The 24,874-nt window shown below is 67.4% G+C and carries 20 protein-coding genes; 1 reads left to right on the top strand and 19 read right to left on the bottom strand.

Features of this window, described 5'->3' with window-relative positions; translation table 11 throughout:
• Position 1: 1 nt before the first annotated feature.
• The 9 genes from EA796_RS18970 to EA796_RS18930 form a co-directional block, all read right to left on the bottom strand.
• Positions 2 to 1,162, bottom strand: a complete 1,161-nt coding sequence (locus tag EA796_RS18970; RefSeq protein WP_122109737.1) for an acyl-CoA dehydrogenase family protein — start codon at positions 1,160 to 1,162, stop codon at positions 2 to 4.
• 27 nt (positions 1,163 to 1,189) lie between these two features.
• Positions 1,190 to 1,981: an enoyl-CoA hydratase/isomerase family protein gene (locus tag EA796_RS18965; protein ID WP_122109736.1), complete on the bottom strand. Its 792-nt coding sequence runs from the start codon at positions 1,979 to 1,981 to the stop codon at positions 1,190 to 1,192.
• A 382-nt stretch (positions 1,982 to 2,363) separates the two neighbouring features.
• Entirely contained in the window at positions 2,364 to 3,860 is a 1,497-nt protein-coding gene (gene nhaC, locus EA796_RS18960; protein WP_122109735.1) for a Na+/H+ antiporter NhaC, read from the bottom strand.
• Between the two features lie 128 nt (positions 3,861 to 3,988).
• On the bottom strand, positions 3,989 to 6,238 hold the full coding sequence (locus EA796_RS18955) for an ATP-binding protein (protein WP_122109734.1): 2,250 nt from the start codon (positions 6,236 to 6,238) through the stop codon (positions 3,989 to 3,991).
• Complete coding sequence (locus EA796_RS18950; RefSeq protein ID WP_122109733.1) at positions 6,235 to 7,005, bottom strand: ABC transporter substrate-binding protein; 771 nt, start codon at positions 7,003 to 7,005, stop codon at positions 6,235 to 6,237. Before EA796_RS18950 ends, EA796_RS18955 begins: the two co-directional genes overlap by 4 nt.
• Complete coding sequence (locus tag EA796_RS18945) at positions 7,002 to 7,727, bottom strand: response regulator (protein WP_122109732.1); 726 nt, start codon at positions 7,725 to 7,727, stop codon at positions 7,002 to 7,004. The genes EA796_RS18950 and EA796_RS18945 overlap by 4 nt, the downstream gene beginning before the upstream one ends.
• An 80-nt stretch (positions 7,728 to 7,807) precedes the next feature.
• Entirely contained in the window at positions 7,808 to 8,473 is a 666-nt protein-coding gene (locus tag EA796_RS18940) for a TetR family transcriptional regulator C-terminal domain-containing protein (protein ID WP_122109731.1), read from the bottom strand.
• 73 nt (positions 8,474 to 8,546) lie between these two features.
• Positions 8,547 to 9,944, bottom strand: a complete 1,398-nt coding sequence (locus EA796_RS18935; RefSeq protein WP_122109730.1) for an APC family permease — start codon at positions 9,942 to 9,944, stop codon at positions 8,547 to 8,549.
• A 43-nt stretch (positions 9,945 to 9,987) separates the two neighbouring features.
• Positions 9,988 to 11,379, bottom strand: a complete 1,392-nt coding sequence (locus EA796_RS18930; RefSeq protein WP_122109790.1) for an aminotransferase — start codon at positions 11,377 to 11,379, stop codon at positions 9,988 to 9,990.
• Positions 11,380 to 11,536: 157 nt separating this feature from the next.
• On the opposite strand from EA796_RS18930, the gene EA796_RS18925 reads away from it, so the two are divergent.
• Entirely contained in the window at positions 11,537 to 12,403 is an 867-nt protein-coding gene (locus EA796_RS18925) for a LuxR C-terminal-related transcriptional regulator (RefSeq protein ID WP_371921478.1), read from the top strand.
• 8 nt (positions 12,404 to 12,411) lie between these two features.
• Here EA796_RS18925 and EA796_RS18920 read toward each other — a convergent pair whose 3' ends face one another.
• The 10 genes from EA796_RS18920 to peaA all read right to left on the bottom strand — a co-directional run bounded on the left by EA796_RS18920 (position 12,412) and on the right by peaA (position 24,850).
• Positions 12,412 to 13,539, bottom strand: coding sequence for an acyl-CoA dehydrogenase family protein (locus EA796_RS18920; RefSeq protein ID WP_122109728.1), 1,128 nt, complete (start codon positions 13,537 to 13,539; stop codon positions 12,412 to 12,414).
• A gap of 137 nt (positions 13,540 to 13,676) precedes the next feature.
• A complete protein-coding gene (locus tag EA796_RS18915; protein ID WP_122109727.1) occupies positions 13,677 to 14,861 on the bottom strand; it encodes an acetyl-CoA C-acyltransferase in 1,185 nt (394 codons plus the stop codon).
• 10 nt (positions 14,862 to 14,871) lie between these two features.
• On the bottom strand, positions 14,872 to 15,639 hold the full coding sequence (locus tag EA796_RS18910; RefSeq protein ID WP_122109726.1) for a 3-hydroxyacyl-CoA dehydrogenase: 768 nt from the start codon (positions 15,637 to 15,639) through the stop codon (positions 14,872 to 14,874).
• A gap of 18 nt (positions 15,640 to 15,657) precedes the next feature.
• Positions 15,658 to 17,277, bottom strand: coding sequence for an acyl-CoA synthetase (locus EA796_RS18905; RefSeq protein ID WP_122109725.1), 1,620 nt, complete (start codon positions 17,275 to 17,277; stop codon positions 15,658 to 15,660).
• A gap of 153 nt (positions 17,278 to 17,430) precedes the next feature.
• Positions 17,431 to 18,450 carry an AraC family transcriptional regulator gene (locus tag EA796_RS18900; RefSeq protein WP_122109724.1) on the bottom strand — a complete coding sequence of 340 codons (1,020 nt, stop codon included), beginning with the start codon at positions 18,448 to 18,450 and terminating at the stop codon, positions 17,431 to 17,433.
• 75 nt (positions 18,451 to 18,525) lie between these two features.
• The gene (locus EA796_RS18895; protein WP_122109723.1) at positions 18,526 to 20,202 is read right to left on the bottom strand and encodes an AMP-binding protein; all 1,677 of its coding nucleotides are present in this window, start codon (positions 20,200 to 20,202) and stop codon (positions 18,526 to 18,528) included.
• Positions 20,203 to 20,349: 147 nt separating this feature from the next.
• On the bottom strand, positions 20,350 to 21,474 hold the full coding sequence (peaD, locus tag EA796_RS18890) for a quinohemoprotein amine dehydrogenase subunit beta (RefSeq protein WP_122109789.1): 1,125 nt from the start codon (positions 21,472 to 21,474) through the stop codon (positions 20,350 to 20,352).
• 29 nt (positions 21,475 to 21,503) lie between these two features.
• A complete protein-coding gene (gene qhpC / locus EA796_RS18885; RefSeq protein WP_021443193.1) occupies positions 21,504 to 21,827 on the bottom strand; it encodes a quinohemoprotein amine dehydrogenase subunit gamma in 324 nt (107 codons plus the stop codon).
• 1 nt (position 21,828) lies between these two features.
• On the bottom strand, positions 21,829 to 23,259 hold the full coding sequence (peaB, locus tag EA796_RS18880; protein ID WP_021443192.1) for a quinohemoprotein amine dehydrogenase maturation protein: 1,431 nt from the start codon (positions 23,257 to 23,259) through the stop codon (positions 21,829 to 21,831).
• Between the two features lie 73 nt (positions 23,260 to 23,332).
• The gene (gene peaA / locus EA796_RS18875) at positions 23,333 to 24,850 is read right to left on the bottom strand and encodes a quinohemoprotein amine dehydrogenase subunit alpha (protein ID WP_256679229.1); all 1,518 of its coding nucleotides are present in this window, start codon (positions 24,848 to 24,850) and stop codon (positions 23,333 to 23,335) included.
• Positions 24,851 to 24,874: the final 24 nt, after the last annotated feature.

The following is a 24,874-nucleotide window of genomic DNA, read 5'->3' as shown; positions in this document are numbered from 1 at the left end:
CCTAGCGCAGCAAGGGCCGCAGCAGTTCGCGGGAGATAATGTGACGCTGGATTTCCGAGGTGCCTTCCCAGATCCGCTCGATCCGCGCGTTGCGCCAGATGCGCTCCACCGGGCCCTCGTCCATCAGGCCCATGCCGCCGAAGATCTGCACCGTCTCGTCGGCCACCTTGCCCAGCACTTCGCTGGCGAACAGCTTGGCCATTCCGGCCTCGCCGTCGGTCATGCTGCCCTGGTCCATCTTCCAGGCGGTATTGAGGGTCAGCAGTTCGGCGGCAGCGATCTGCGTGGCCATATCGGCCAGCTTGAACGACACGCCCTGGTAGCTGCCGATGGGCTGGCCGAACTGCTGGCGGTCCGCCGCCCATTGCAGGGCCAGGGCCATGGCGCGCTGGGCCTGGCCGACGCAGTTGGCGGCGACCATCACCCGCCCGGCGGTCAGCCAGGCGTTGGCCACTTCCCAACCCTTATCCACCTCACCGAGGACCTTGGATGCCGGCACCCGGCAGTCGTCGAAGAAGATTTCATAGGTGTGGTAGCCCTTGTTGCTCACGCACTTGGGCCCGCGGCGCACGGTCATGCCCGGGGTGCCCTTGTCCACCAGAAAGGCGGTGACCGCATTGCGCTTCTTGCCGTTGCGCTCGTAGCTGTCGGTGACGGCGAAGACGATGGCGAAGTCGGCATGCCCGGCATGGCTGATAAAGTGCTTGGCACCGTTGATCACGAAGTCGTCGCCGTCGCGCACCGCGCGGGTCTTGATCGAGTTGGCGTCCGAGCCGGCGCCCGGCTCGGTAAGCGCGAAGCAGTCGATCTTTTCGCCCTGGATACAGGGCAGCAGGTACTGGTCGATCTGCTCGCCCTTGCAGGCCATAAGGATCTTCGACGGCCGCGCGACGAACACCTGCAGCGCCCAGGACACCTTGGACAGCTCGCGCTCGACCAGGGCCTGGGACAGGTAATCGAGGCCGCCGCCGCCCACCTCCTCCGGCATATTGAAGGCGTAGAAGCCGGCAGCGATGGCCTTGCCGCGAATCTCGGCGGCCAGCTCGGGGGACACCGCATCGGCACGGTCCACCGCTTCCTCATGGGGCAGCAACTCCTTCTCGACAAAGGCGCGTACCGCCTCCACCAGCATGTTCTGTTCGGCAGTCAGTTGAAAATTCATGACATTGTCCTCGGGCAGGGCGCGCGATCAGCGGCCGATAAAATCTGGGGTACGTTTTTCCATGGCCGCGCGCAGCGCCTCGGCGCCGTCCTCGCTGCGCCCGCAGAGCAGGCCGGCGGCCAGTTCCGCCTCAAGCTGCTGCGCCAGGCTGCGCGCAGCCCCTTCACGGATCAGGGTCTTGGTCTGGGCGAAGGCGAAGGTCGGCCCCTTGGCCAGGCGCGCGGCCAGTTCGCCGGCAACGGCCTGTAGCTGCTCATCGGCGCAGACCTCGCCGACCAGGCCCGCAGCCAGGGCGCGCTCGGCGCTCCAGGGCTGGTCGAGAAACAGCAAGCGCTTGGCCTGCTCCTCGCCGATCAGGCGCGGCAGGTGCCAGCTGGCGCCGGCGTCCGGCGAGTAGGCCATGCTGGTGTAGCCAGCCCGAAAGCGCGCCGAGGCCGAGGCGATACGCATATCGCAGCACAGCGCCAGGTCCATGCCGGCACCCACTGCGCTGCCGTTGATGGCGGCGATGCTCGGCTTGGCGAAGCCGTGCAGGCGCACCATCAGGCGGTGGGCGTTCTCCGTCCAGCCGTAGCTCTCCAGCTCGCCGCGGGCCTCGGCGGCGGCCCACTCGGCGACATCGGCGCCGGCGCAGAAGCTCTTGCCGCTGCCGGTCAGCAGCAGCACGCGCACTTCCGGCGCCGCCTGCAGTTCGCCGAGCAGCTCATAGAGGTCCTGCAGGCTGGGGATATCCAGGGCATTGCGCTGCTCCGGGCCGTTCAGGCTGACCCGGGCGATGCCGGCTTCGATCTGGCAGAGCAGACGGGGGGCTGCGTTCATGGCAAACCTCTTTGTTGGACTGGCTTGTTGTTATTGGACGCGTCTGCGTCCGGGCCTGGAGGCAATACTAAACACTTGTTCAGTAATTCGACAAGATGTCGAACAACCGTTCAGTTAAATGATTAAGTGATTGATATATATGAAATTAATTAGGGATTTTCAGAGGCCTGTTACAAGTTCGAACAAGGCCTTACAGGCCCAATGCGGCCCACTCAAGCAAGAGAGCGGCCTGTACTTGTAGCCCGGATGCAATCCGGGAGCAGTTTTGCAGGGCCGGGACTTCCCGGATTTCATCCGGGCTACGGCTGAACGGCGTTGCTTGCAGCCCCCCGTAACGCAAAAGGCCCGCACTGCGGCGGGCCTGGTGGGTTGCGGGGGGAGATCAGCCGGCGCTGGGTAGCGGTCGGGCGGTGGGCGGCGCGAGTTCGGCAGCTTCATCCTGCTCGTCGGCCAACGGCAGGATCTTGATGCAGAAGATGCCGTAGAGCAGCGCGATCAGCGGGTTGATCCAGTTGAAGAAGGCGAATGGCGCATAGGCCAGGGTGGCCACGCCCAGGGTGGCGGCCATATACACCGCGCAGGCGTTCCAGGGGATCAGCGCCGAGGTCACGGTGCCGGCGTCCTCGATGGTGCGCGACAGGTTGACCGCGGCCAGGCGCCGACGGCGGTACTCCTCCTTCCACATCTGCCCCGGCAGCACCAGGGACAGGTACTGGTCGCCGGTCAGCAGGTTGACGCTTAGGCTGGTGGCCAGGGTGGCGCCGATCAGCGCGCCCACCGAATGCACGCTGCGCACGATCAGGCCGAGCAGGAAGCGGATAAAGCCGATGCGCTCAAGCACCGCGGTCATCATCATCGAGCAGAACACCAGGAAGGCCATAAACACCATGCCGGCCATGCCGCCACGGCTGAGCAGGCTGTCCACCACCTCGTTGCCGCTGCTGATGGAGAAGCCGGTGGCCATTACCGTCCATAGAGCCGTGACGGTGCGCGTGGCGCCGCTCAGCTCGCTCTCGGCCATAAAGCGCTCGATGGCCACGCCCTGGAACAGCACGGCGAACAGGCAGGCCAGCACCGCGCTGAACATGATCGCCGGGAAGGCCGGCACCTTGCGCACCGACAGCACCAGCAGCACCAGCATGGGCAACAGGTTGTACCAGGCGATATGGAAGGACTCACGCAACTGCGCCTGCAGCTCCGGCACATTGGATACCGCATCGCCGCGCACATCGGCGCTCAAGGCGAGAAAGGCGAACAGGCACAGGGCAAGCAGCAGGCTCGGCAGCGAGACCCAGGCCATGTGGCGGATATGGGCGAACAGGTCGACGCCGACCACGGCCGGGGCCAGGTTGGTGGTTTCCGACAGCGGCGACATCTTGTCGCCGAAGTAGGCACCAGCCACCACCGCACCGGCGGTGATCTCCGGCGACAGGCCAAAACCATGGGCAGTGCCCATCAAGCCGACGCCGATGGTGGCCACGGTGGTCCAGGACGAACCGATGCAGATCGATACGATGGCGCAGATCAGGCAGGCCAGGGGGTAGAAGAAACCCGGCGAGAGCAGGCTGAGCCCGGCATACAGCAGGGTCGGCACGGTGCCAGCGAGGATAAAGGCGCCGATCAGCACGCCGATGGCAAGGAAGATAAAGATCGAGCCGATGGTCTTGGCATTGGTGGCGATAATCTCGCTTTCCAGTTCAGCCCAGCCGATGCCGTTTTTCATGCCGATCAGCGCGGCGAAGCAGCCGACCATGATCAGTGCCAGCTGCAATGGCCCACCCATGGGATTATCGAACAGGCTCAGCGAGCCGGCGATCAGGGCCAGCAGCACGGCACCGACCAGCAGCGCATCGAGCGCCGAGAGGTTGCGGAGTTTCATTGTTGTTGTCTCCCAGTAACCGAAGGTTGACCGGCCTCAGGTGTCCGGTCCCGGCTCGATTATTGGCAGGCGATGTAAGGTGCCGTTGTACGGCGGGAAAGAAGTTGTAAGAAGTGGTAACGCCGCTGTTACAACTGGCCGCGGGCCTGGACTACGGCCGCCTCGGTGGCTGCCAACGCCGCCTGCAGACGGGCCTGCCAGTCGTCCCAGGGCAACTCGGCGCCCGCTTCGGCGGCCTGTTCCACCTGACGCAGCAGTTGGCCCAAGGCCAGGGCGCCAAGGCTGTCGCAGGCGCTGGCCAGACGGTGAGCGGCCTCCTGCAAGGGTGCGGCCTGGCGCCGTTGCAGGGCCGCGCGCAGCAGTGCGCCCTGCTCCTGCAGGCTGTGCAGCAGCAGGCCGAGCAACTGCCGCAGGCGCTCGCCACCCAGCTGCTCGGCATGTTCGCGCAGCCGGGCCGCGTCCAGCCAGACCTCGGCCGGCGTGCAGCGGGCCAGGGCCTTACGCAGCAGGGCCAGGTCGATGGGCTTGCCGATCACCCCCTGCATGCCGGCCTGCAGATAGCTCTGCACCTTGCTCGCCTGCAGGCTGGCGGTAAAGGCGTAGATCGGCGTATCGCGGTTAAGCCCCTGGGCGTCCTGGCGCAACTGACGGCATAGCTCGACCCCGCTGCAGCCGGGCAGGTGCACGTCCAGCAGGATCAGATCGAAGCGCTGCTGACGGCACAACGCCAGGGCTGGCTCGGCATCCTCGACCAGGCTCACCCACTGGCCTTCACGCTCAAGCAGGCCACGGGCCACCTCACGGTTAAGCGGCACGTCCTCCACCACCAGCACCCGGCGCGCCGCCAGGGGCACGGCCGGCACCGGCTGCGGCGCCTGCGGTGCCTGCCCCCGGGGCAGCCACAGCTCGAACCAGAAGCGGCTGCCCTGCCCCTCACGGCTGTGCAGCTGGATCTCGCTGCCCATGGCCTGCACCAGGCGCTTGCAGATGGCCAGCCCCAGGCCGGCCCCCCCATAACGCCGCGCCACCTGCTCGTCGGCCTGGACGAAGCGCTCGAAGATACGCCCCTGTACCGCCTCGGCGATGCCGATACCGTCGTCCTCCACCTGAATGCGCAGTTGCTGGCCTTGGCTGTGCTCGCCCAGCAGCTCGACGCTCAGACACACCCGGCCGCCGGCAGTGAACTTGATGGCATTGGCCAGCAGGTTGGTCAGCACCTGGCGCAGGAACTGTTCGCAGCCCAGTAGCCAGGGCCCCACCGCGGCGTCCAGACGCACCTGCAGCTGGGTGCCGTTGGCCTGGGCACGGGGTTCGAGCAGGGTCACCACCTCATCCAGCAGTTCGCCCAGGGCAAAGGCCACCGGCTCGGCGCGGGCCTCGCCCTCCTCCAGCTTGGCGAAATCCAGCAGGTCGTTGAGCAGCGCCAGCAGGCCCTCGCCGGCCTTGTGCAGGGCGCGCAGGCGCAGGCGATCAGGCTCGGCCGGCAACGCCTCGCGAAGCAGTTCGGCCATCCCGAGAATGCCATTGAGCGGAGTGCGCAGCTCGTGGCTCATGGTGGCAAGAAAGCGCGACTTGGCGCGGTTGGCCGCCTCGGCCTGTTCCTTGGCCTGGTGCAGGCTGGCGGTGCGCTGCTCGACCATGCGCTGCAGTTCGTCCTGGCGACCGACCAGGGCCTGGCGATCGGCCTCGCGCCGGCGCAGGTCGGCGAGCATGGCCTGGCGCAGGTCCTCCAGGGCATGGGCCACCTGGTCGATCTCATCATCGGCGCGGGCCGCCTTGGCCAGCTGCAACGGCTGCTGCCAGCTACCGGCACCCAGATGACGGGAGAACTCGGCCATGGCCAGCAGGTGGCGGGTGACCAGACGATGGAACAGCCAGGCCAGGGTGATAGCCAGGCCGCAGATAAACAGGGCCATCCACAGCAGGTTGGCCAGGCCGCTGGCCCACAGGCGGCGGTGGATGCTGGCGATATCCACCGCCACCTCCAGGCTGCCGAGGCTGCGCGGCTGACCATCCGGTGCGCGGTAGACCAGCTCGAAGCGCTCGCGACGCAGCGGCTCGGCGGCCTCGGGCCGGCCCTTGAGCAGATCGAAGTCGCTGCTCTGCAGACGCACCCAGGCGATATCGGGGAAGTCCACCAGGCCGCGCAGCTGCACCGTCAGCTGTTCCTGGTTGAGGTCCCACAGGCTGCGCTCGATGCTGGCCAGGTAGCCGCTGCGGATCAGCTCCAGGCGCGACTCCACCCCGGCCATCTCGCGGCGGTACTCCAGCACCAGCTGCAGCGCCCCGGCGAGCAGGGTAAAGCACAGGCTGAACAGCAGGATAAAGCGCAGCAGGCGCCGCGACAGGCCGCTGAGCACCGGCAGGCGCCAGCTCATCGACCGGCCTCCTGCATGGCTCGATAGGCCGCCTCGCTCTCCGCCAGCCAGCGCTCTACCGCGCCTTCCTCGCGCAGGCGGCGCAGCTCGGCATCGATACGCCCCTGCCAGGCCACCAGGGGCGAGCGCCGGGAAATGGCGAAGTGCAGCTGATCCACCGCCAGGGTCAGCGGCGCCATGGCGATACGCTCGGCCCCCGGCAGGTATTCGACGAACAGCTGACCGGTACGCCGCTCGTGGGCGATAAAGTCGATGCGCCCGCGGATCAGCTTGCCGAAGTTCTGCTGGTTGCTGGCCACCCGTTCGACATTGCCATGGACCGCCACCAGCTGGTCGAAGGCCTGGCCGTAGCTCTCGCCGAACAGCAGGCCGCCGCGATAGCCGGCCAGGTCCTCCAGGCGCTGCACCTTAAGCGGCCGCTCACGGTTGTAAAACAGCACCACTTCCTCCTGCAGCAGCGGCTCCTGGCTAAACAGCAGCTGGGCCTCACGCTCGGCCGAGCGGTAGGCGATCACCAGGTCGACCCGGCCTTCGCCGGCATCACTCAGGCAGCGCTGCCAGTTGCCCAGCACCACGATCTCCAGGGCCAAGCCCAGGCGCTGCGCCACCTCGCGCACCGCCCGCGGCGCCACGCCCTGCACGCTACCTGCGGCATCGCTCCAGGAAATCGGCGGGTACACCGGGTGGTCGCAGTAGCGCAGGGTCGGCGCCTCGCCCCGGGCCAGGCCGGCCGCCAGCAGCAGGCCCAGCAACAGCCAAGGCTTCATGCCCGCGAGCTGACCGGGGCGCTAAACAGATAGCCGGCGCCATGGATGGTGATGATCAGCCGCGGGTCGGCCGGATCGTCCTGCAGCTTGCGCCGCAGGCGGCCCACCAGCACATCGATGGAGCGGTCGTTGGGCAGCCATTCGCGGTTGCGGATCTGGTCCATCAGCTGATCGCGGCTGAGGGTATGCCCGCTGTTGCGCAGAAATACGCTAAGCAGCTGGAACTCGCCATGGGTCAGCAGGCATTCGCGGCCATCGGCGGCCAGCAGGCGGCGGCGATCCAGGTCCAGGGTCCAGTCGGCAAACTGGCGCAGCTGGCGGCCCTCCTCCGCCGGCCCGGCGGCCTGGGCATGGCGCACCCGGCGGATCAGGTTCTTCGCCCGCGACATCAGCTCGCGGGGGTTGAAGGGCTTGGCCAGGTAGTCGTCGGCGCCGCATTCCAGGCCGACGATGCGGTCGATCTCGTCGTCGCGGCCGGTGATCAGGATGATGCCCACCTCCGAGCGCACGCGCAGCTCGCGGGTCAGGGTCAGGCCGTCCTTGCCGGGCAGGCGGATATCCAGCATCACCAGCTCCACCGGCTGCTCCTGCAGGCAGGCCTCGGCCTGCTCGGCGGTTTCGGCGCAGAGCACCTCGTAGCCGTCGCGTTGCAGGTAGGAAGCCAGCAACTCACGGATTACCGGATCGTCGTCGACGATCAATACACGGGCCATGGCCGTCATGCGCTCGCTCCTGCCGCTCCGATGGAAGCGGCCACTCTTGTCGTTATAGGTGGAAGGTCGCGGGGGTTCGCCTGGCCACTCTAGCCATTGCTGAACACTTGATCAACATCCTCCCCCGAAAGGAAGCGGCGATAACCGCCGGCCTCCAGACCGTCGACCCAGGCCTCGCACAGCAGCACGCCCTGGGCCGGGGTAAAGGTGCTGGGGTTGAGCCCGGACTCCAGCCACAGGCCGTCGAGCAAGGCGGACAGGCCGATGGCTGCCAGCTCGGCATCGAAGCCCGGCCACTGGTGCTCGGCCGCCAGCTGGGCGAGCACCGCGGCGAGCATGCGCCGGTACTCGCCATAGGAGTGCTCGTGAGCCTGGTTGATCGCCTCGGCGGTCTTCACCGCGCCCCAGAAGGCCAGCCAGGCCTCCAGCAGCTGCGGATCGAGCAGCTCGCGGCAGAAGGAGGCCTGGAAGAAGGCCGACAGGCGTGCCCTGGGGGTCGGTTCGGCCTGGCTGACGGCCTCCTGCAGCAGGCCCATGACCCGCCCGGTGACGGTCAGATAGGCCTCGGCCACCAGTTCGTCCTTGCCGCCGTAATGGTGATTGATCAGCCCCACCGAGACCCCCGCCTCGGCGCAGATCTTGCGGATCGAGGCGCCCTGGAAGCCGTGCTGCTTGAGGCACTTGAGAGTGGCCTCGACCAGATGCGACTTGCGCAGCTCGGGCTCCAGGCGGGCGAAACGAGTCGGGTGGGTCATGGCCGATCCTTATACAGTCGTAGCAGGCTCTGAACGCAGCGCTGAACGACTGTACAGGATCATCCGCGATCCGTCAGCGCCCCTGCAGAGCCAGGGCCTGTTGCGCCTGCTGCCTGCTGCTGGCGCGAATCAGCCACTCGCCGATGGCCAGCGCCAGACCGACCCCGAGCAGGATCTTGCCGCTGTAGTCCCAGTCCATCGGCTCGCCGGGGGTGACCACGAACAGCAGGATGCCGGCCAGCACATGCAGCCCCACCACTGCCGCCCACAGGCAGGCGCCGACGTTGCCCAGGGGCAGGCGGAATGGCCGAGGTCGCGAGTCATGCAGGCGCAGCTTGATAAAGGCCAGGCTCATCAGCACATAGGGCAGCATAAAGATCATCGCGAAGATCGACAGCAGGGTCCAGAACAGCTCCTCGGCGCTGCTCGCCACCAGGCCGTAGACCAGCATCACCACGATGCTCACCGTCGAGGCCAGCAACGCCGGGCCCACCGGGGTGTGGTAGCGCGGATGGACCACGCCGAACAGCGCGGGCAGCTCGCCGGCCTTGGCTGCCGCTACCGCCGCACGGTTGGTGCCCATGCTCCAGGTGACCATATTGGTGAACAGGGTGAACAGCACGAAGCAGGCGATCAGGCTGGCGAAGGCGCCGCCCAGGCCGTCGTGGCCGTACATCTGGTACAGCGACTCGGCGAAGATCTTGGTCACGTCGGTCTGGTCGCTGGGCACCGCGGCCAGCACGCCGAGGGTGCCGAACACGTTGAAGGCGGCGATCAGCAGGCCGGCGGCGAGGATCGCCCGGGGAATGTCGCGCACCGGGTTGCGCATCTCCGGGGCGCTGCAGCAGGCCAGTTCGGTACCCATGATGCCGTAGACCATGATGCCCAGGGCAGCGATCGCCATCCCCGATGAGGGGATCAGGGTATCCAGGGTCAGGGGGTTGGCGAAGCCGTGCTGCAGCCCGTAGCGAATACCGCCTACCCCCAAGGCCAGCACCGCCACCAGCTTCATCAGCGCCCCCATGTTGGGCAGCCACTTGCCGATGCCCAGCTTGACCGCATTGAACAGCGCGGTGAGCAGGGCCAGGCTGATGCCGATGGCGATCTGCGTCCACAGGCTCAGATCCGGCAGGAAGAACTCGCTGAGCATGGCGGCGAAGAGGATATACACCGAGGGCATCCACAGCGCGTTATTGACCCAGTACATCCATGACAGGCGCGCGCCCCAGCGGGCGCCGAAGGCCAGCCGCACCCAGTGGTAGACCCCGCCGCTGCCGGGGTAGGTGGTGCCCAGCTCGGCGGTCATCAGGGCCATGGGCACGAACAGCAGCACCAGCACGTAGGCCCACCAGAACAGGCTGGTGGCGCCGAGGGATGCGGCCAGGGCGATCTGATCCATAAACAGCATGGCCGAGACGGTGTAGAGGGTGACGTCGCGAAAGCGCAGGACCTTGTTCTTGTTGTCGTCCATTGGGGGCCTTCCTTCTGTGAGTAAAGTGGGAGCGCCAAAAACGCTAGTAGTGACCGGCCTGTTGAAGATCTTCCAGGGTCTCCAGAATGCTTTCGCGCAGCACCCGGACGATAAAGTCCACCTGCTGGCGGGTCAGGATCAAAGGCGGCGACATCACGTTCAGGTGCACCATGGGCCGCACCAGCAGGCCGCGCCTCTGCGCCCGCAGGTGCACCCACTCACCGATGTTCAGCGCCTCGGGGAACAGCGCCTTGCTCGCCTGGTCGGCGACGAACTCGACGCAGGCCATAAAGCGCAGGCCACGCACGTCGCCGACTATCGGCAGGTCGAGCAACGTCCTGAGCTGCTCCTCGAAATAGCGGCCGACCTCCTCGACATGCGCCAGGATGCCCTCACGCTCGATGATCTCGATGTTCTTCAGCGCCGCAGCGCAGGCCACCGGATGCCCGGAGTAGGTGAAACCGTGGGTGAAGCAGCGGCCCTGGCCCGGCTCGGCGATCACCTGCCAGATGCGCTCGGAAAACAGGCAGGCGCCCAAGGGCTGGTAGCCGCTGGTCAGACCCTTGGCGGTGGTGATGATGTCCGGCTGCACGCCGAACACCGCCTCGCTGGCGAAGAAGTGCCCCAGGCGGCCGAAGGAGGTGACCACCTCGTCGGCGATATAGAGGATGTCGTAACGCCGGCACAGCTCCCAGATGCGCCGGTGGTAGCCGGCCGGCGGCACCATCACCCCGCCGGAGCCGAACACCGGCTCGCCGATAAAGGCCGCCACTCGGTCCGCGCCCAACTCCAGCACCTTGGCCTCGAACTCGGCCACCAGGCTGTCCAGGTAGTCGGCCTCGCTCAGGCCGGCGGGGGCGCGGTAGGGATAGGGGCCGCTGAGGTGGTGGATGCCGTCCTGGATAAAGTCGAACTGGCCCTCACGATCCACCTGCTTGCCGCCCAGGGACATGCCCAGGTAGGTGGAGCCGTGATAGGCGTTGCGCCGGGTCAGGATCTGCTTCTTGTGCGGCAGGCCGCGGCAGTTCTGGTAGTAGTGCACCAGGCGGATGGCGGTATCCACCGCGGTGGAGCCGCCGGTGGTGAGGAACACATGGTCGAGGTCGCCCGGGGCCAGCTCCGCCAGCTTGGCGCACAGCTCCACCGCCCGCGGGTTGGCCATGTCGCAGAAGGGGTTGGCGTAGGCCAGCTGGCGGGTCTGTTCGGCGATGGCCTCGACCATTTCCTCGCGGCCCAGGCCGATATTGGTGCACCACATGCCGCCCACTGCGTCCAGGTAGCGGTTGCCGGCCAGGTCCTGGATATAGGCGCCATCGCCGCCGCCGATCTGCAACGCGTCCTGCTGGCGGTGCTCGTCGAACAGGTGGTAGCCGTGCATATAGTGGGCGCGATCCAGGGCGGCCAGGCTGGCCTGGTCGCGAACGGCGGTGGGCATGGGGGTAACGATGGACATGGGCTGACTCCTGCGGGACTGTTGCCTGCAGGCTAAGAAGCCAGGGCCCGGGCGGCCATACCTCATTTGAGGGTATGCCGGGCCGGACCCGGTTCACTGCGGTATGCTGGCCGCCCCTGCAATCGAGAGGTGTGTGCCCATGCTTGCCCCGGACAGCCTGCAGCGCTGGCACCAAGCCCTGGCCCGGGCCATGGCCGCCTGCCATGGCCCCGACTTCGCCGAGCGCCTGGTCGACGCCCTGGCCAGCCTGGTGCCCGTGGAGTCGGTGATGATCAACCTGGAGCGCATCGGCGGCGCCCCCCGCCTGCTCTACGAGCGCGGCATCCCGGCGACCAACCGCGAGCTGCTGCTGAGCCGCTACTTCTCCCGCGGCTACCTGCTCGACCCCTTCTGCCTGGCGGTGGACCAGGGCCTGCCCGAAGGTTTCTACAGCCTGGGCGAGATCGCCCCGGACGACTTCTTCGACAGCCAGTACTACAAGACCTACTACCTAGGCGCCGGCTCGGTGGAGGACTGCTACTTTATGCTGGAGCTCGATGGCCAGCAGCGCATCTCGATCAGCCTGTACAACGGCCTTAGCGCCCGGCCCTTCCAGGCCGAACAGCTGCAGCTGCTGCGCAGCCTGGCGCCGGTGATCCTGGAACTGGGCCGGCAGCACTGGCGCGAGGTCGGCAACGCGGAGCAGGCCCAGGGCGCCGACTTCGAGCAGCAGCTGCGCGAGGCCTTTATGAGCTTCGGCGAGGGCCTGCTCACCGCCCGCGAGCTGGAGGTCTGCCACCTGCTGCTGCGCGGCCACTCAGCCAAGTCCAGCGCACGCCTGCTGGCAATCTCCTCGGAGACGGTGCGCATGCACCGCAAGAATCTCTACACCAAACTGCAGATCGGCTCCCAGGCCGAGCTGTTCTCGCTATTCATCGCCTGGCTGGGCGGCGAAACGGACCGCCCGGCAGCACAGCAGCCCCCTGCCGTGAGCGCCCGGGGGCGAACCGCCAGCCACTCGGCATAGCGCCGCGCCTACAAACCGCGCGCAATCACCATCCGCTGCACGTCGCTGGTGCCTTCGTAGATCTGGCACACGCGCACGTCGCGGTAGATGCGCTCGACCGGGAAGTCCTTGAGGTAGCCGTAACCGCCCAGGGTCTGGATCGCCGCGGAGCACACCCGCTCGGCCATCTCCGAGGCGAACAGCTTGGCCATCGAGGCCTCGCTCAGGCATGGCAGGCCGGCTTCGCGCAGGCTGGCGGCGTGGTGCACCATCTGCCGCGCCACGGCGATCTGCGTGGCCATGTCGGCCAGACGGAAGGCCACCGCCTGGTGCTCGATGATCGGCTTGCCGAAAGTGACCCGCTCGTGGGCGTAGTCGCGCGCCGCCTCGAACGCGGCGCGGGCCATGCCCACCGATTGTGCGGCGATGCCGATGCGTCCGCCTTCCAGGTTGGCCAGGGCGATGCGGTAACCCTCGCCCTCCTCGCCCAGGCGCAACTCGGCCGGGATGCGCACCTCGTCGAGCTGGATCTGGCAGGTGTCCGAGGCGTGCTGGCCGAGCTTGTCCTCCACCCGCACCACCGAGAACCCGGGCGTGTCAGTCGGCACGATAAAGGCGCTGATGCCCTTCTTGCCGGCCCCCGGGTCGGTGACAGCGAAGACGATGACCATGCCGGCGTGGTTGCCGGAGGTGATGAACTGCTTGGCGCCGCTCAGCACATAGTGCTCGCCGTCGCGCCGCGCGCGGGTGCGCAGGTCGCTGGCGTCGGAGCCGGCCTGCGGTTCGGTCAGGGCGAAGGCGCCGAGCATGCTGCCTTCGGCCAGCGGGCGGAGGAAGCGCTGTTTCTGCTCTTCGCTGCCGTATTTCAGGATAGGCATGCAGCCCACCGAGTTGTGCACGCTCATGATGGTGGAGCAGGCGCCGTCGCCGGCGGCGACTTCCTCCAGGGCCATGGCGTAGGCCAGATGGCCGGTCTCGGCGCCGCCCCACTGTTGCGGCACCAGCATGCCCATAAAGCCCAGCTGGCCCATCTCGGCAATGGCCTCGGTTGGGAAGCGATGCTCGCGGTCCCAGTCGGCGGCGAAGGGCTTTAGCCGTTCCTGGGCGAACTGGCGGGCCATGTCGCGGATCAGTAGTTGTTCTTCGTTGGGCAGCATGGCTGGCTCCGATAATGCGGGTTAATCGATCGCCCTACGGTGGGACGCGCTTCAGCGGCGACTGTCGCGTCTAAAGCCCCTCCCACAGACCGGGCGGTGCAAGGCTCGGGTGGTTGGTGCGCACCGCTCCCCCTGAGTCAGAATCTTTCGATAGCCACCGCCGTGGCCTCGCCGCCGCCGATACACACCGAGGCCACGCCGCGCTTGAACCCGTACTGACTCAGGGCGTTGAGCAGGGTCACCAGCACGCGGGCGCCGGAGGCGCCGATCGGGTGGCCGAGGGCGCAGGCGCCGCCGTGCACGTTGAGCTTGTCATGCGGGATGTCGAGGTCACGCATCGCCACCATGGGCACCACGGCGAAGGCCTCGTTGACCTCGAACAGGTCCACCTCGTTCAGGCTCCAGCCGGTGCGCGCCAGTAGGCGCTGGATGGAGCCCACCGGCGCGGTAGTGAACAGATTGGGCGCCTGGGCGAAGGACGCATGCCCGGCGACCCAGGCCAAGGGGGCCAGGCCGCGCTTCTCCGCCTCCTCCAGGCGCATCAGCAGCAGGGACGCCGCGCCATCGGAGATCGAGCTGGCGTTGGCCGCCGTCACCGTGCCGCCCTCGCGGAAGGCCGGCTTCAGGGTGGGGATCTTCTCCAGGCGGGCCTTGGGCGGCTGTTCGTCCTGGCTGACGGTCACCAGGTCGCGGCCGGACCTGGCCTCCACCGAAACGATCTCGGCGGCGAAGCGGCCCTCGGCCATGGCCCGCTGCGCGCGGGTCAGCGAGGCGATGGCGAAGCCATCCTGCTGCTCGCGGGTGAAGCCGTAGGCCTGGGCGCAGTCTTCGGCGAAGGTGCCCATCAGCCGTCCCTTGTCATAGGCGTCCTCCAGACCGTCGAGGAACATATGGTCGAGCACCTTGCCATGGCCCATGCGGTAGCCGGTGCGCGCGCGCTCGAGCAGGTAGGGGGCGCCCGACATGCTCTCCATGCCGCCGGCCAGCACCACCTCGGCACTGCCGGCACGCAGCAGGTCATGGGCCAGCATCACCGCCTTCATGCCCGAGCCGCACATCTTGTTCACCGTGGAGCAGGCCACCGATTGCGGCAGCCCCGCGCCGAGGGCGGCCTGGCGCGCCGGCGCCTGGCCCTGGCCGGCCTGCAGGACGCAGCCCATGATCACTTCATCGACAGCATCGCCGGCGACGCCCGCGCGTTCCAGCGCGGCACGGTTGGCGGCGGCGCCGAGCTGGGCGGCGCTCATGTCCTTGAAGTCGCCGAGGAAGCCGCCCATGGCGGTACGCGCGGCGCTGACGATGACGATGGAATTCTTGTTCATGGCGGCCTCCTTATTTCGCAGCCATACGGATGGCGCCGTCGAGGCGAATCACCTCGCCATTGAGCATGGCGTTCTCGACGATATGGCGCACCAATGCGGCGTACTCGGCCGGACGGCCCAGACGCGGCGGGAACGGCACGGCGGCGCCGAGGGAGGCGCGGACCTCCTCGGGCATACCGGCCATCATCGGGGTTTCGAAGATGCCGGGAGCGATGCACATCACGCGGATGCCATGACGCGCCAGTTCGCGGGCGATCGGCAGGGTCATGCCGACCACGCCGCCCTTCGACGCGGCATAGGCGGCCTGACCGATCTGCCCGTCGAAGGCCGCCACCGAGGCGGTGTTGATGATCACGCCGCGCTCGCCCTCGGCATTCGGCTGCCCCTGGGCCATGGCCTCGGCGGCCAGGCGCAGCATGTTGAAGCTGCCGACCAGGTTGATGTTGATGGTCCGGGCGAAGCTGTCCAGGCCGTGCACGCCGTTGCGGCCGATGACCTTCTCGGCCGGCGCCACCCCGGCGCAGTTGACCAGGCCGTGCAGGCCGCCGAACGCCTCGACGGCGGCGCTCACCGCGGCGCGGGCGTCTTCCTCACGGCAGATGTCGGCCCTGACGAAACGGGCACCCTCGCCCAGTTCCTCGGCGCAGGTGGCGCCAGCCTCGGCATTGATGTCCACCAGCACCACCTTGCCGCCCTGCCCCAACAGTTCGCGGGCAGTGGCCAGGCCCAGGCCGGAACCGCCGCCGGTGACCAGGAACACGGAATTTTCGATACGCACGTTGTTGACTCCTTGGGATCAGTGAGCGGCGGCCGCCTGGGCCTTGGCGATCTCCTGGTTGCGCAGGAGAAAGCGCTGGATCTTGCCGCTCGGGGTCTTGGGCAGCTCCGCGACGAACTCGATCTCGCGCGGATAGGCATGGGCGGACAGGCGCTTGCGCACGTATTGCTGCAGCGCCTCGGCCAGTTCGGCGTCGCCCGTGTGGCCGGCATGCAACACGACGAAGGCCTTGACCAGTTCGGTACGCTCCGGGTCGGGCTTGCCGATCACCGCGGCTTCGATCACCGCCGGGTGCTCGATCAGCGCACTCTCCACGTCGAAGGGGCCGACCCGGTAGCCGCTGGTCGTGATCACGTCATCGGCGCGGCCGACGAAGCTGATGCTGCCGTCCTCGTTCCGCTCCACCGTATCGCCACTCAGATAGTAGTCGCCGACGAAGGCACGGGTGGCCATGCCCTGATAGCCGGGGAACCAGAACAGCGGCGAGCGCGGCATGTCCAGGGCGAGGATGCCGGGTTGGCCGGCGGGCAGTTCGCGCTGCTGCTCGTCCAGCACCACGACGCGGTGACCGGGCATGGCGAAACCGGCGGCGCCGAGGCGCACCGGATGCTGCAGGGCGTGGTGATTGCACAGTACCATGCCCAGCTCGGTCTGGCCGTAATGGTCGTGGATGGTGCAACCGAGGCCCTCGGCGAACCAGCGGATCACCTCCGGGGTCAGCGGTTCGCCGGCGCTGCTGACGGCACGCAGTTGGCCCTTGAGCGCGGCTTGCACCTCGTCCTTGGCCGCCAGCAACAGGCGGTAGGCGGTGGGCGAGCCGGCCAGGTTGGTGATGCCGTGCTCGCGAATGATCCGGCACGTGCTCTCCACGCTGAAGCCGCCTTCGTAGAAGGTGGTGGCATGCCCCATGGCCAGCGGAGCGGTCACCGCGTAATAGAGGCCGTAGGCCCATCCCGGATCGGCCAGGTTCCAGAACCTGTCCTCGGGGCGCAGGTCGACCGCATCGCGCAGGTAGCTGACGAAGGCGACGATGGCCTTCAGCGGTACGGCCAGCGGTTTGGCCAGACCAGTGGTGCCGGAAGTGAACATCAGCAGGAAGGGATCGGACGCCTTGCGCCGCACCGGCTCGAAGTGGTCCGGCTGGCGCTCCAGCTCGGTCCAGAAGTCCTCGCCGACGCTCAGCAGCGGCGGCGCGTCCTGCACCTCGTCGAGCTTGGCGCGGTTGGCCAGGTCGGTGACCAGCAGCTTCGATCCGGCGAGCCGTACCCGGTGTTCGATGGCCTTGGGCCCGAAGGCGGTGAACAATGGCTGGTACACCGCCCCCGCGCGCCAGGTACCGAGGATGGTGATCAGCAGCTCCGGCGTGCGCGGCAGCATGCCCGATACGCAGTCGCCAGGCCCCACGCCGCGCGCCTGCAGCAGGTTGGCGAAGCGCGCCGAGGCGTCCTTGAGCTGAGCGAAGGTCCAGCTGGCCCGGGCACCCTCGCGCCCTTCCCAGACCAGCGCGACGCGCCCTGGCTCGGCATGGCGGTCGCAGCATTCGACACAGGCATTGAGGGCCTCGAGGTCACCCGCCAGGGTGCTGGAAGCGGCACTGGCGTAATCGAACTCGCCGGCAGCGGTGAAGTAATCGCGCATCGGGTAGCCTCCCGGATTGTTTTTGTTGGAGTAGCGCGATGCTCGCGCCGGCGCTGGCCGCCGGCAATGTCGAAAGTCGTCGATCGGTCCGAGCGTTTTGGACAGCGCCTGCGCGCAAGGCGCCGACGAACTGCCAGGAGCCGTCAGTTTTTCTCAGTCCGGATGATGCAGGGCGCGGTACTGCCCTGGCGTGGTGCCGGTCCACTTCCTGAACGCCTTGTAGAAGGCACTGGTGTCGGCGAAGCCCAGATCGAAGGCCAGCTCGGTGAAGTTGCTCGCCCCGGCGTCCAGGCGAGCGATGGCCAGGTCGCGGCGCACTTGGTCCTTGAGGCCCTGGTAGGACTGCCCCTCCTGGGCCAGCTTGCGCCGCAGGGTCGAGGAGGCCATGAAGAAATGCCCGGACAGCGCGTCGAGATCCGGCCAGCGCTCGGGCTTGAGGCTGCGCAGGTAGGCCTTGATCCGCGCGCCGAGACTCTGCGGATCGCGGTAGCGCACCAGGATGTTGCCCGGCGCGCCGGCGAGAAAGCGTTTGAGTTCGCGCGCGCTACGCCGCACCGGCAGGGCCAGGCAGTCGGCGTTGAGCAGCAGGCGGTTGTGCGGGCGGTCGAAGCGCAGGTTGTCGCTGAACATCACTCGGTAGTCGCCACAGTAGCCCGGCGCCGGGCCGCGCAGCTCGACGCCGAGAATGGCGATGCGCCGCCCCACCAGCCAGCAGGCCAGGCCGTGCAGCATCAGCCACAGGGTGAAGCAGGCGAAGGCCCGTGCCGGCGGCTCGCCACGCTCGTCGAGGACGATCTGCACCAGGCTGCCCTGGCGCTCCAGGCGCGGCTGCAGGTCGTCGAACATCAGGGCGAGGAAGCGCAGCATGCTCTCCAGCGCTGCGCCGAGGTCCGCCTCGCCGAGGACCGCATGGGCCATATAGGCGAAGCTGCCGGACTTCATGCGCCGCGCATCCATGCCGAAGAACTCGTCGTCCATCGCCGCGGCGATGCCCAGCCACAGGCGCGCATAGGCCTGCGCCGGGACCCGCGCGTAGGGCCGCAGCAGCTGCGCCGGGGCGATGCCGGCCTGCTCCAGCAGCGGCTCGTCGGGCAGACCGCGGCGCCGCCACTCGAGCAGCGCCTCGGCCACCAGATGGACGGAGATGGTGCCCTTCTCGCTGCTGGCGCTCATCGTGCTCCTTGCCGGTGGGGACGTGGGACGCGCACTGTGGCAGGCGCCCGGCGCGCGGGCAATCGCCGCCGCGCCTCAGCCGGCCTTGCTCGACTGCTCGATGCTGATCTCGCGCATGCGAAACTTCTGCACCTTGCCGGTCACCGTCATCGGGAAGGCGTCGACGAAGAGGAAATGCCGCGGCACCTTGAAGTGGGCGATGCGCCCCTTGCAGAACGCGCGCAGCTGCTCGTCGTCGATCGCCTGGCCGGGGTGGCACTTGATCCAGGCGACGATCTCCTCACCGTAGCGCTCGTCGGGAATGCCCACCACCTGCACGTCGGCCACCGCCGGATGACCGAAGAGGAACTCCTCGATCTCGCGCGGGTACACGTTCTCGCCGCCGCGGATGATCATGTCCTTGTTGCGCCCGACGATGCTCAGGTAGCCCGCCTCGTCCATCACCGCCAGGTCGCCGGTGTGCATCCAGCGCGCGCCGTCGATCGCCTCGGCGGTGGCCTCGGGGTTGTTCCAGTAACCGAGCATCACGCTGTAGCCGCGGGTGCACAGCTCGCCGATCTGCCCGCGCGCGACGATGCGCCCGTGCTCGTCGACCACCTTGCTCTCCAGGTGCGGCTGGGTGCGCCCGACGCTGGCCACGCGGCGCTGCAGGTCGTCGTCCGCCGCGGTCTGGGTCGACACCGGGCTGGTCTCGGTCATGCCGTAGGCGATCTGCACCTCGGCCATGTGCATCTCGCCGATCACCCGCTTCATCACCTCGATCGGGCAGGTCGCCCCGGCCATGATCCCGGTGCGCAGGCTGGACAGGTCGAACTCGCCGCGGCGCGGGTGATCCAGCTCGGCGATAAACATGGTCGGCACGCCGTACAGCGCCGTGGCGCGCTCCTCGGCCACCGCCTGCAGGGTGGTCAGCGGGTCGAAGGCGTCGCCCGGGTAGATCATGGTGCTGCCGTGGGTCAGGCAGCCGAGGTTGCCCATCACCATGCCGAAGCAGTGGTACAGCGGCACCGGGATCACCAGGCGGTCGTGCTCGGTGAGGCCCAGGCTCTCGCCGACCATGTAACCGTTGTTGAGGATGTTGTAGTGACTGAGCGTCGCGCCCTTGGGAAAGCCGGTGGTGCCGGAGGTGTACTGGATGTTGATCGGCTCGTCGAACTGCAGCTGGGCGCTGCAGGCGCGCAGCTGCTCGGCGCCGACCGCCTCGGCGTGCGCCAGCAGTGCGTCCCAACCTAGCATGCCGGCGGCAGGCTCGCGGCCCAGGCTGATCACCCCGCGCAGCTCCGGCAGCATGCGGCTGTGCAGCGCGCCGGTGGCGCTGGCCGCCAGCTCCGGCAGCAGCTCGCCGAGCATGGCGTGGTAGTCGCTGGTCTTGAACGCATCGGCGCAGATCAGCCAGCGGCAGCCGGAATGCTTGAGCGCATATTCCAGCTCGTTCAGGCGATAGGCCGGGTTGATGTTGACCAGGATCACCCCGACCTTGGCGCTGGCGAACTGGGCGATGCACCACTGCGCGCAGTTCGGCGCCCAGATGCCCAGGCGCTCGCCCGGCTGCATGCCGATGGCCAGCAGCGCGCGGGCGCAGCGCTCGACCTGCTCGGCCAGCTGCGTCCAGCTGTAACGGAGTTGCTGGTGACGCACCACCAGCGCCTCGCGCTCGGCGAAACGCGCCACGGTCGCATCGAACGCCGCGCCTATGGTCATCGCCAGCAGGGGCTTGTCCTGCGGGCCGCGGGTATAGCTGGGTGAAGTCATGGGTTCCCTCGATCTTGTGCTTGTTATGGGACGCCTGGGCCGGGCCCGGCTTTTCCGTTTACGCAAACGGCAACCTAGATCACCGACCCCGGTGCTGTCCAGTCATCTGTTGGTCGAATACCCCGCGCCCGGCGCGGGGTAGCCGTATCAGCGGGTGAATACCTGAGTGGTGGTGAGCGACATATCGCCGCCCGGCAGCTTGATATTGCCCAGTTTCTCCAGGCTGTCCGGGTCGTAGACGGCAATGTCGTTGAAGGTGCCGGCCAGGTATAGCTTGCTGCCTTGGGTGTTGAAGGCGATGCAGTAGTAGGAGTGATCCAGGTTGGCCGCCTTGATCAGTTTCTGCTCCTTGATATCGTACTTGGCCAGGCGATTGAGCACGCCGAACATCTGGTTCGGGTCCTTCGGCGAGCGCAGCCCGGTGAAGTACAGCTCGGTGAGCGGGGCGAAGTCCTGCACGACGGACTTGCCGGTCTTGAGGTCGATGCTCAGGTAGCCGTAGCGGTAGTCGGCAGTGGCCAGGTCCTGCTTGTCATCCTGAAACTTCGCAGTGGTGTAGAGCATCGAGAAGTCGTTCAAGGCGGTCTGGTGCGGCCAGAAGTACAGCACGTCCGGTGCACTGTAGAGCGGCCGCTGCCAGTTGCGCAGGGGCACTGCCACCTCGTACTTGCCGCTGTGCACGTCCATCTTGTAGATGTCCGGCCCGGCGACGAACAGGCTGCCGTCGTCGGCAGCGCGCATCAGATAGACCTGGCGCGGCATCGGAAAGCTGCGTACGGGTTTGGCATCCAGGCCATCGCCGGTGCGGAACACCTCCAGGCGCGGCGGCTTGACCACGTAGTGGTCGTTCATCATCTGCGTCGGTTTGACCGTGGTGTAGAGCTCCTTACCGTCCGGGCTCAGGGCGAAGGAGAACATCGAGCGCACCTTCTCCCCCGGATTGCGCGACAGCTTGGCGTGGAACACCGTCTTGCAGTCGTCCAGGTTCACGCCGTAGAGGTCGCCGAAGTGGTTGTTCAGAAGGAACGCGGTCTTGTTGTCCGGCGCCATCATGGCGGTACCGGGACCGAAGGCGTCGGGCAGCTGGCAGGTCTTGTACAGGCTGTCGGTGGCCAGGTCGAGCACGTGCAGGTTGTTCGGGTAGTTGGTGGCGATCATGTATTCATGACCGGATTTCAGCGCCGGGCCGGCAGTGTCGGCGGACCAAGCGGGGATGCCCAGGGCGAGGCCGGCGACGGCGGTCGCCAGGCTGGCGATGACGGTGAGTTTCATACGGTTTTCCCTCTTGTTCTGGTCGCCGGTCATTTGTCTTTCGGGAATACGGTGCCCAGGTTGCGCCAGTCCTGCGCGGAGTCCTGAGCGTTGGCATTCCAGTCCTGGTAGGTGCTCATCATGTCGGGCACCTGGGCCGGCCACCAGCAAGGGTCGGAGCAGCCGTAGAGGTCGGCTTCCATCGGCTGGCACAGCGAAGCGACGCCGCCGAAGGCGTCCACTTCCCAGCCGGGATCGGTGGTGGCGGTGCAGCCGGCCACCGCACTCATGGCCATGACGTCCTCGATGCGATCCTCGGCTGCGGCTTGTTCGAGCAGTTGCGCTTTGTTGTTGAGCGGCTTCAGATGTTTCATGTCAGTGCGCCTTCCGCGGGGAGATGTAGCTGCTGATGAAGGCCGGGTTGGCGGCCATGATGCGGCTATAGACTTCGATGCCGAAGTCCACCCAGTCGCGCATCAGCTCGCAGTAGTGATAGGTCGGGTGAGTGGGGTCGCCGTAGCGGGCGTAGCTCTCGTGGTAGCAGCCACCGGAGCAGAGGTTGCGGATGCGGCAGCTGTCGCAGCCGGTGCCGCTGCGGTCCAGGCGCTGGGAGAGAAAATCGTTGAGCTCGGCCTGCTTCACCCCGCTGTGCACATTGCCGAAGGTCGGCAGGCTGGAACCGGTGAAGCGGTGGCAGAGGTTCAGCTCGCCCTTGTGGTCCACCGCCAGCATCTTCAGGCCGGCGCCGCAGGGCAGCGCCTTCTTGTGGCCTTCATGGATGTCGGTGATCAGCTGGTGCAGGTTGGAGAAGCCGATGTTGCGGTGCTCCAGCGCCGCCTCCAGGTAGCGCCGGCCAAGGGCCTTCATGTTGGCGAAAACCTCTACCAGCTCCTCAGCGGTGAGGTTGTAGTCGGCCATATCGCCCGAGGTGACCGGGGCGAAGCCGACCTCGGCGAAACCCAGTTCGTTGAACAGGTGGTTCCAGATGGTCTCGACGTCGGTGATGCCGCGGGTCAGGGTGACCCGCGCGCCCACCGGGCGGCTGCGATAGCGCGACAGCAGCAGGTCGACCTTGCGCCGCACCACGTCGTAGGTGCCCTGCCCGCCCACGGTGATGCGGTTGCGGTCGTGCACCGTCTTCGGCCCGTCGATGCTGATCGACAGCCCGAAGCGATGCTTGTTGAGGTAGTCGATGGTCTCCTCGGTGAGCAGCGTGGCGTTGGTGGTCATGATGAACTCCACCTGCTTGCCAGCCTCGGCGAAGCGCCGCTCGCAGTAGTCCACCATGTGCTCGATCAGCGGCCGGTTGGACAGCGGCTCGCCACCGAAGAACACCACGCTGTAGCGCTGCTCGTCGGGCGATTCGCGCAACAGCATTTCCACCGAAGCTTCGGCGGTTTCCGCGCCCATTTTCTTGCCGGCCGAGGGCTTGTCGAGATCTTCCTTGTAACAGTAGGTGCAGCTCAGATTGCAGCCGGTGTTGACGTTGAGCACCACGGTGTTCAGTGCCGTGCGCTCGACCTTGGCGATGCCGATCTCCGGCGTCAGCGGCGAGCCGTCGCTGACCACTTCCAGCGCGATCAGCTCGCGCAGCGTCTCCTCGACCTCCTGGCCGGCGAAGCGCTCGCCCAGCCGTTGCACCAGCTCCTCGGACGAGCAGCCCCGCTGGCGCAGCGCGTCGATGATGCCGCCGGTGACCGCATCGGTGGCGAACAGCGAACTGCTGGGGATATGGAACAGCATGCGGTCGGCATCGACCCGCACTTCGTGCAGGTTGCGTTCGACCAGATTCAAGATTGCGCCCATGGCGACCTCCCGGAATTCTTCCCAATTCGTCGTGAATCCGGACGGCGCCCATTCGCCGCCCGGGCCCTGCCCATCAGGGCAGCGGCGGGTTGTTCCAGCGCTGGACGGTGACGATCAGCTGGCCTTGGCCCTTGTGGCCGCCCTCCTCCAGCTCGGCGATCACCTTCAGGTTGCCGGCGTTGTTGGTCATCATCTTGCGCTCGGGATTCGGGCCGGCGCCGCCGGGCACGAAGACGCCATCTTTCTGCATCTGGCCGGCGAACTTCACGTCCTCGTCTTCCTCGGCCCGCTCGTCGAACGGCTCGACCGACCATTTCGCCGGCAGGTAGCCGATGCGGTAGGGCTTGCCGTCGGCACCCTTGCCCCAGGCCTCGGCCTCGAAGCGGCCCTGCACCTTGGGCGTGGAGCCGCCGTTGTCGCCGACCCGGGCGACGGAGAACGCGGGCACCACCTTGACCTCGGCGATGTCCTTGTAGACGGCCAGCTCGACACCCGCGAGCTGGCCCAGCGTCACGCTGCGCAGACCCGGCGCGGCATCGGCAGCGGCCTTCACCTTCACCCGCAACTGGGTCGGTGCGCTGTCCAGCACCTTGACCACCTCGAGCCCGGCGCCCAGTTCGGGGGCGCCGGACAGGCCGCTGCCCACCAGGGTCAGCTCGGTTTCGCTGCCCGCCTTGATAAAGGCCGGCTGTACCGCGAGGAGACGGGCATTGCCCTCCTTCACGGCGCTGAAGTCCAGGCCGCGCTCGTCGTGCTCGGCCTCGAACATGCGGCCCTTCATCTCGCCGTCGATGGCGGCGAAAACCTGGCGCATGTTGGTCTCGCCGACCTTCACGTTGCCGCGCCACTCATAGCCGTTGTAGAGGATGGCCGAGCCGCTGCCGCTGAAGGGGCTGCCGTCGGCATACTGGCCTATCACGTCGACCTTGAAGGTATCGCCTGCATCGGCAGTCACCGTCATCACCCCGCGCACATCGCCCTTGGCCAACATGTGGCCGCTGAAGCTCCACTGCCCCGGCAGGACGTCGGCCTTGGGCCGGGTCTTCTGCCAGTCGGTCCAGGCCTGGTCCTCCAGCGGGAAGCGCTTGGCCAGGTCCGGCACCATCTGCTTGAGGGCGAGGTCCAGCCAGTCGCGGTCGCGCGACTGGGCCTGGTATTCGAGGGACGGCCACTGGCCGAGGTGAAAATGCACCAGGTGCTCCCATTCCTTGGCCGGGCGGCGCTGCAGGGCGACCCGGGCGCTGGAGTGGCAGCGGCCGCACATCTGACCGAGCTGCTCGTCGAACTGCTCGACGGTGTTCAGGCGGCGCTCCATGGCATAGCGCACCCCTTCTGTCTCGCTGGGGGCCAGGCCCTGCTTGTCGGCCAGGTACTTGACCAGGGTGCGGCGGTCATCGTCGCCGATCTGCAGGCCATGCATCACCTGCATGCGGGCGATGCTCATCAGCCAGCCCTCGGGGGTCTTGCGCTGGTGACTGATGCGGCTGAGCGCGTCGTTGCCCTCGGGAATATGGCACCCCATGCACTTGGACTTGAGCAGGGCTTCGCCGCTCTCTGCTGCCTGGGCCTGGCCGAACGTCAGGGCTGCCATGGCCAGGGCCAGGGTGCCTGCGTG

It is taken from the genome of Pseudomonas sp. AOB-7 (genome assembly GCF_003696305.1).
In the GTDB taxonomy this organism is placed as follows: Bacteria; Pseudomonadota; Gammaproteobacteria; order Pseudomonadales; family Pseudomonadaceae; genus Aquipseudomonas.
This window is presented reverse-complemented; position numbering and strand designations above follow the sequence as displayed.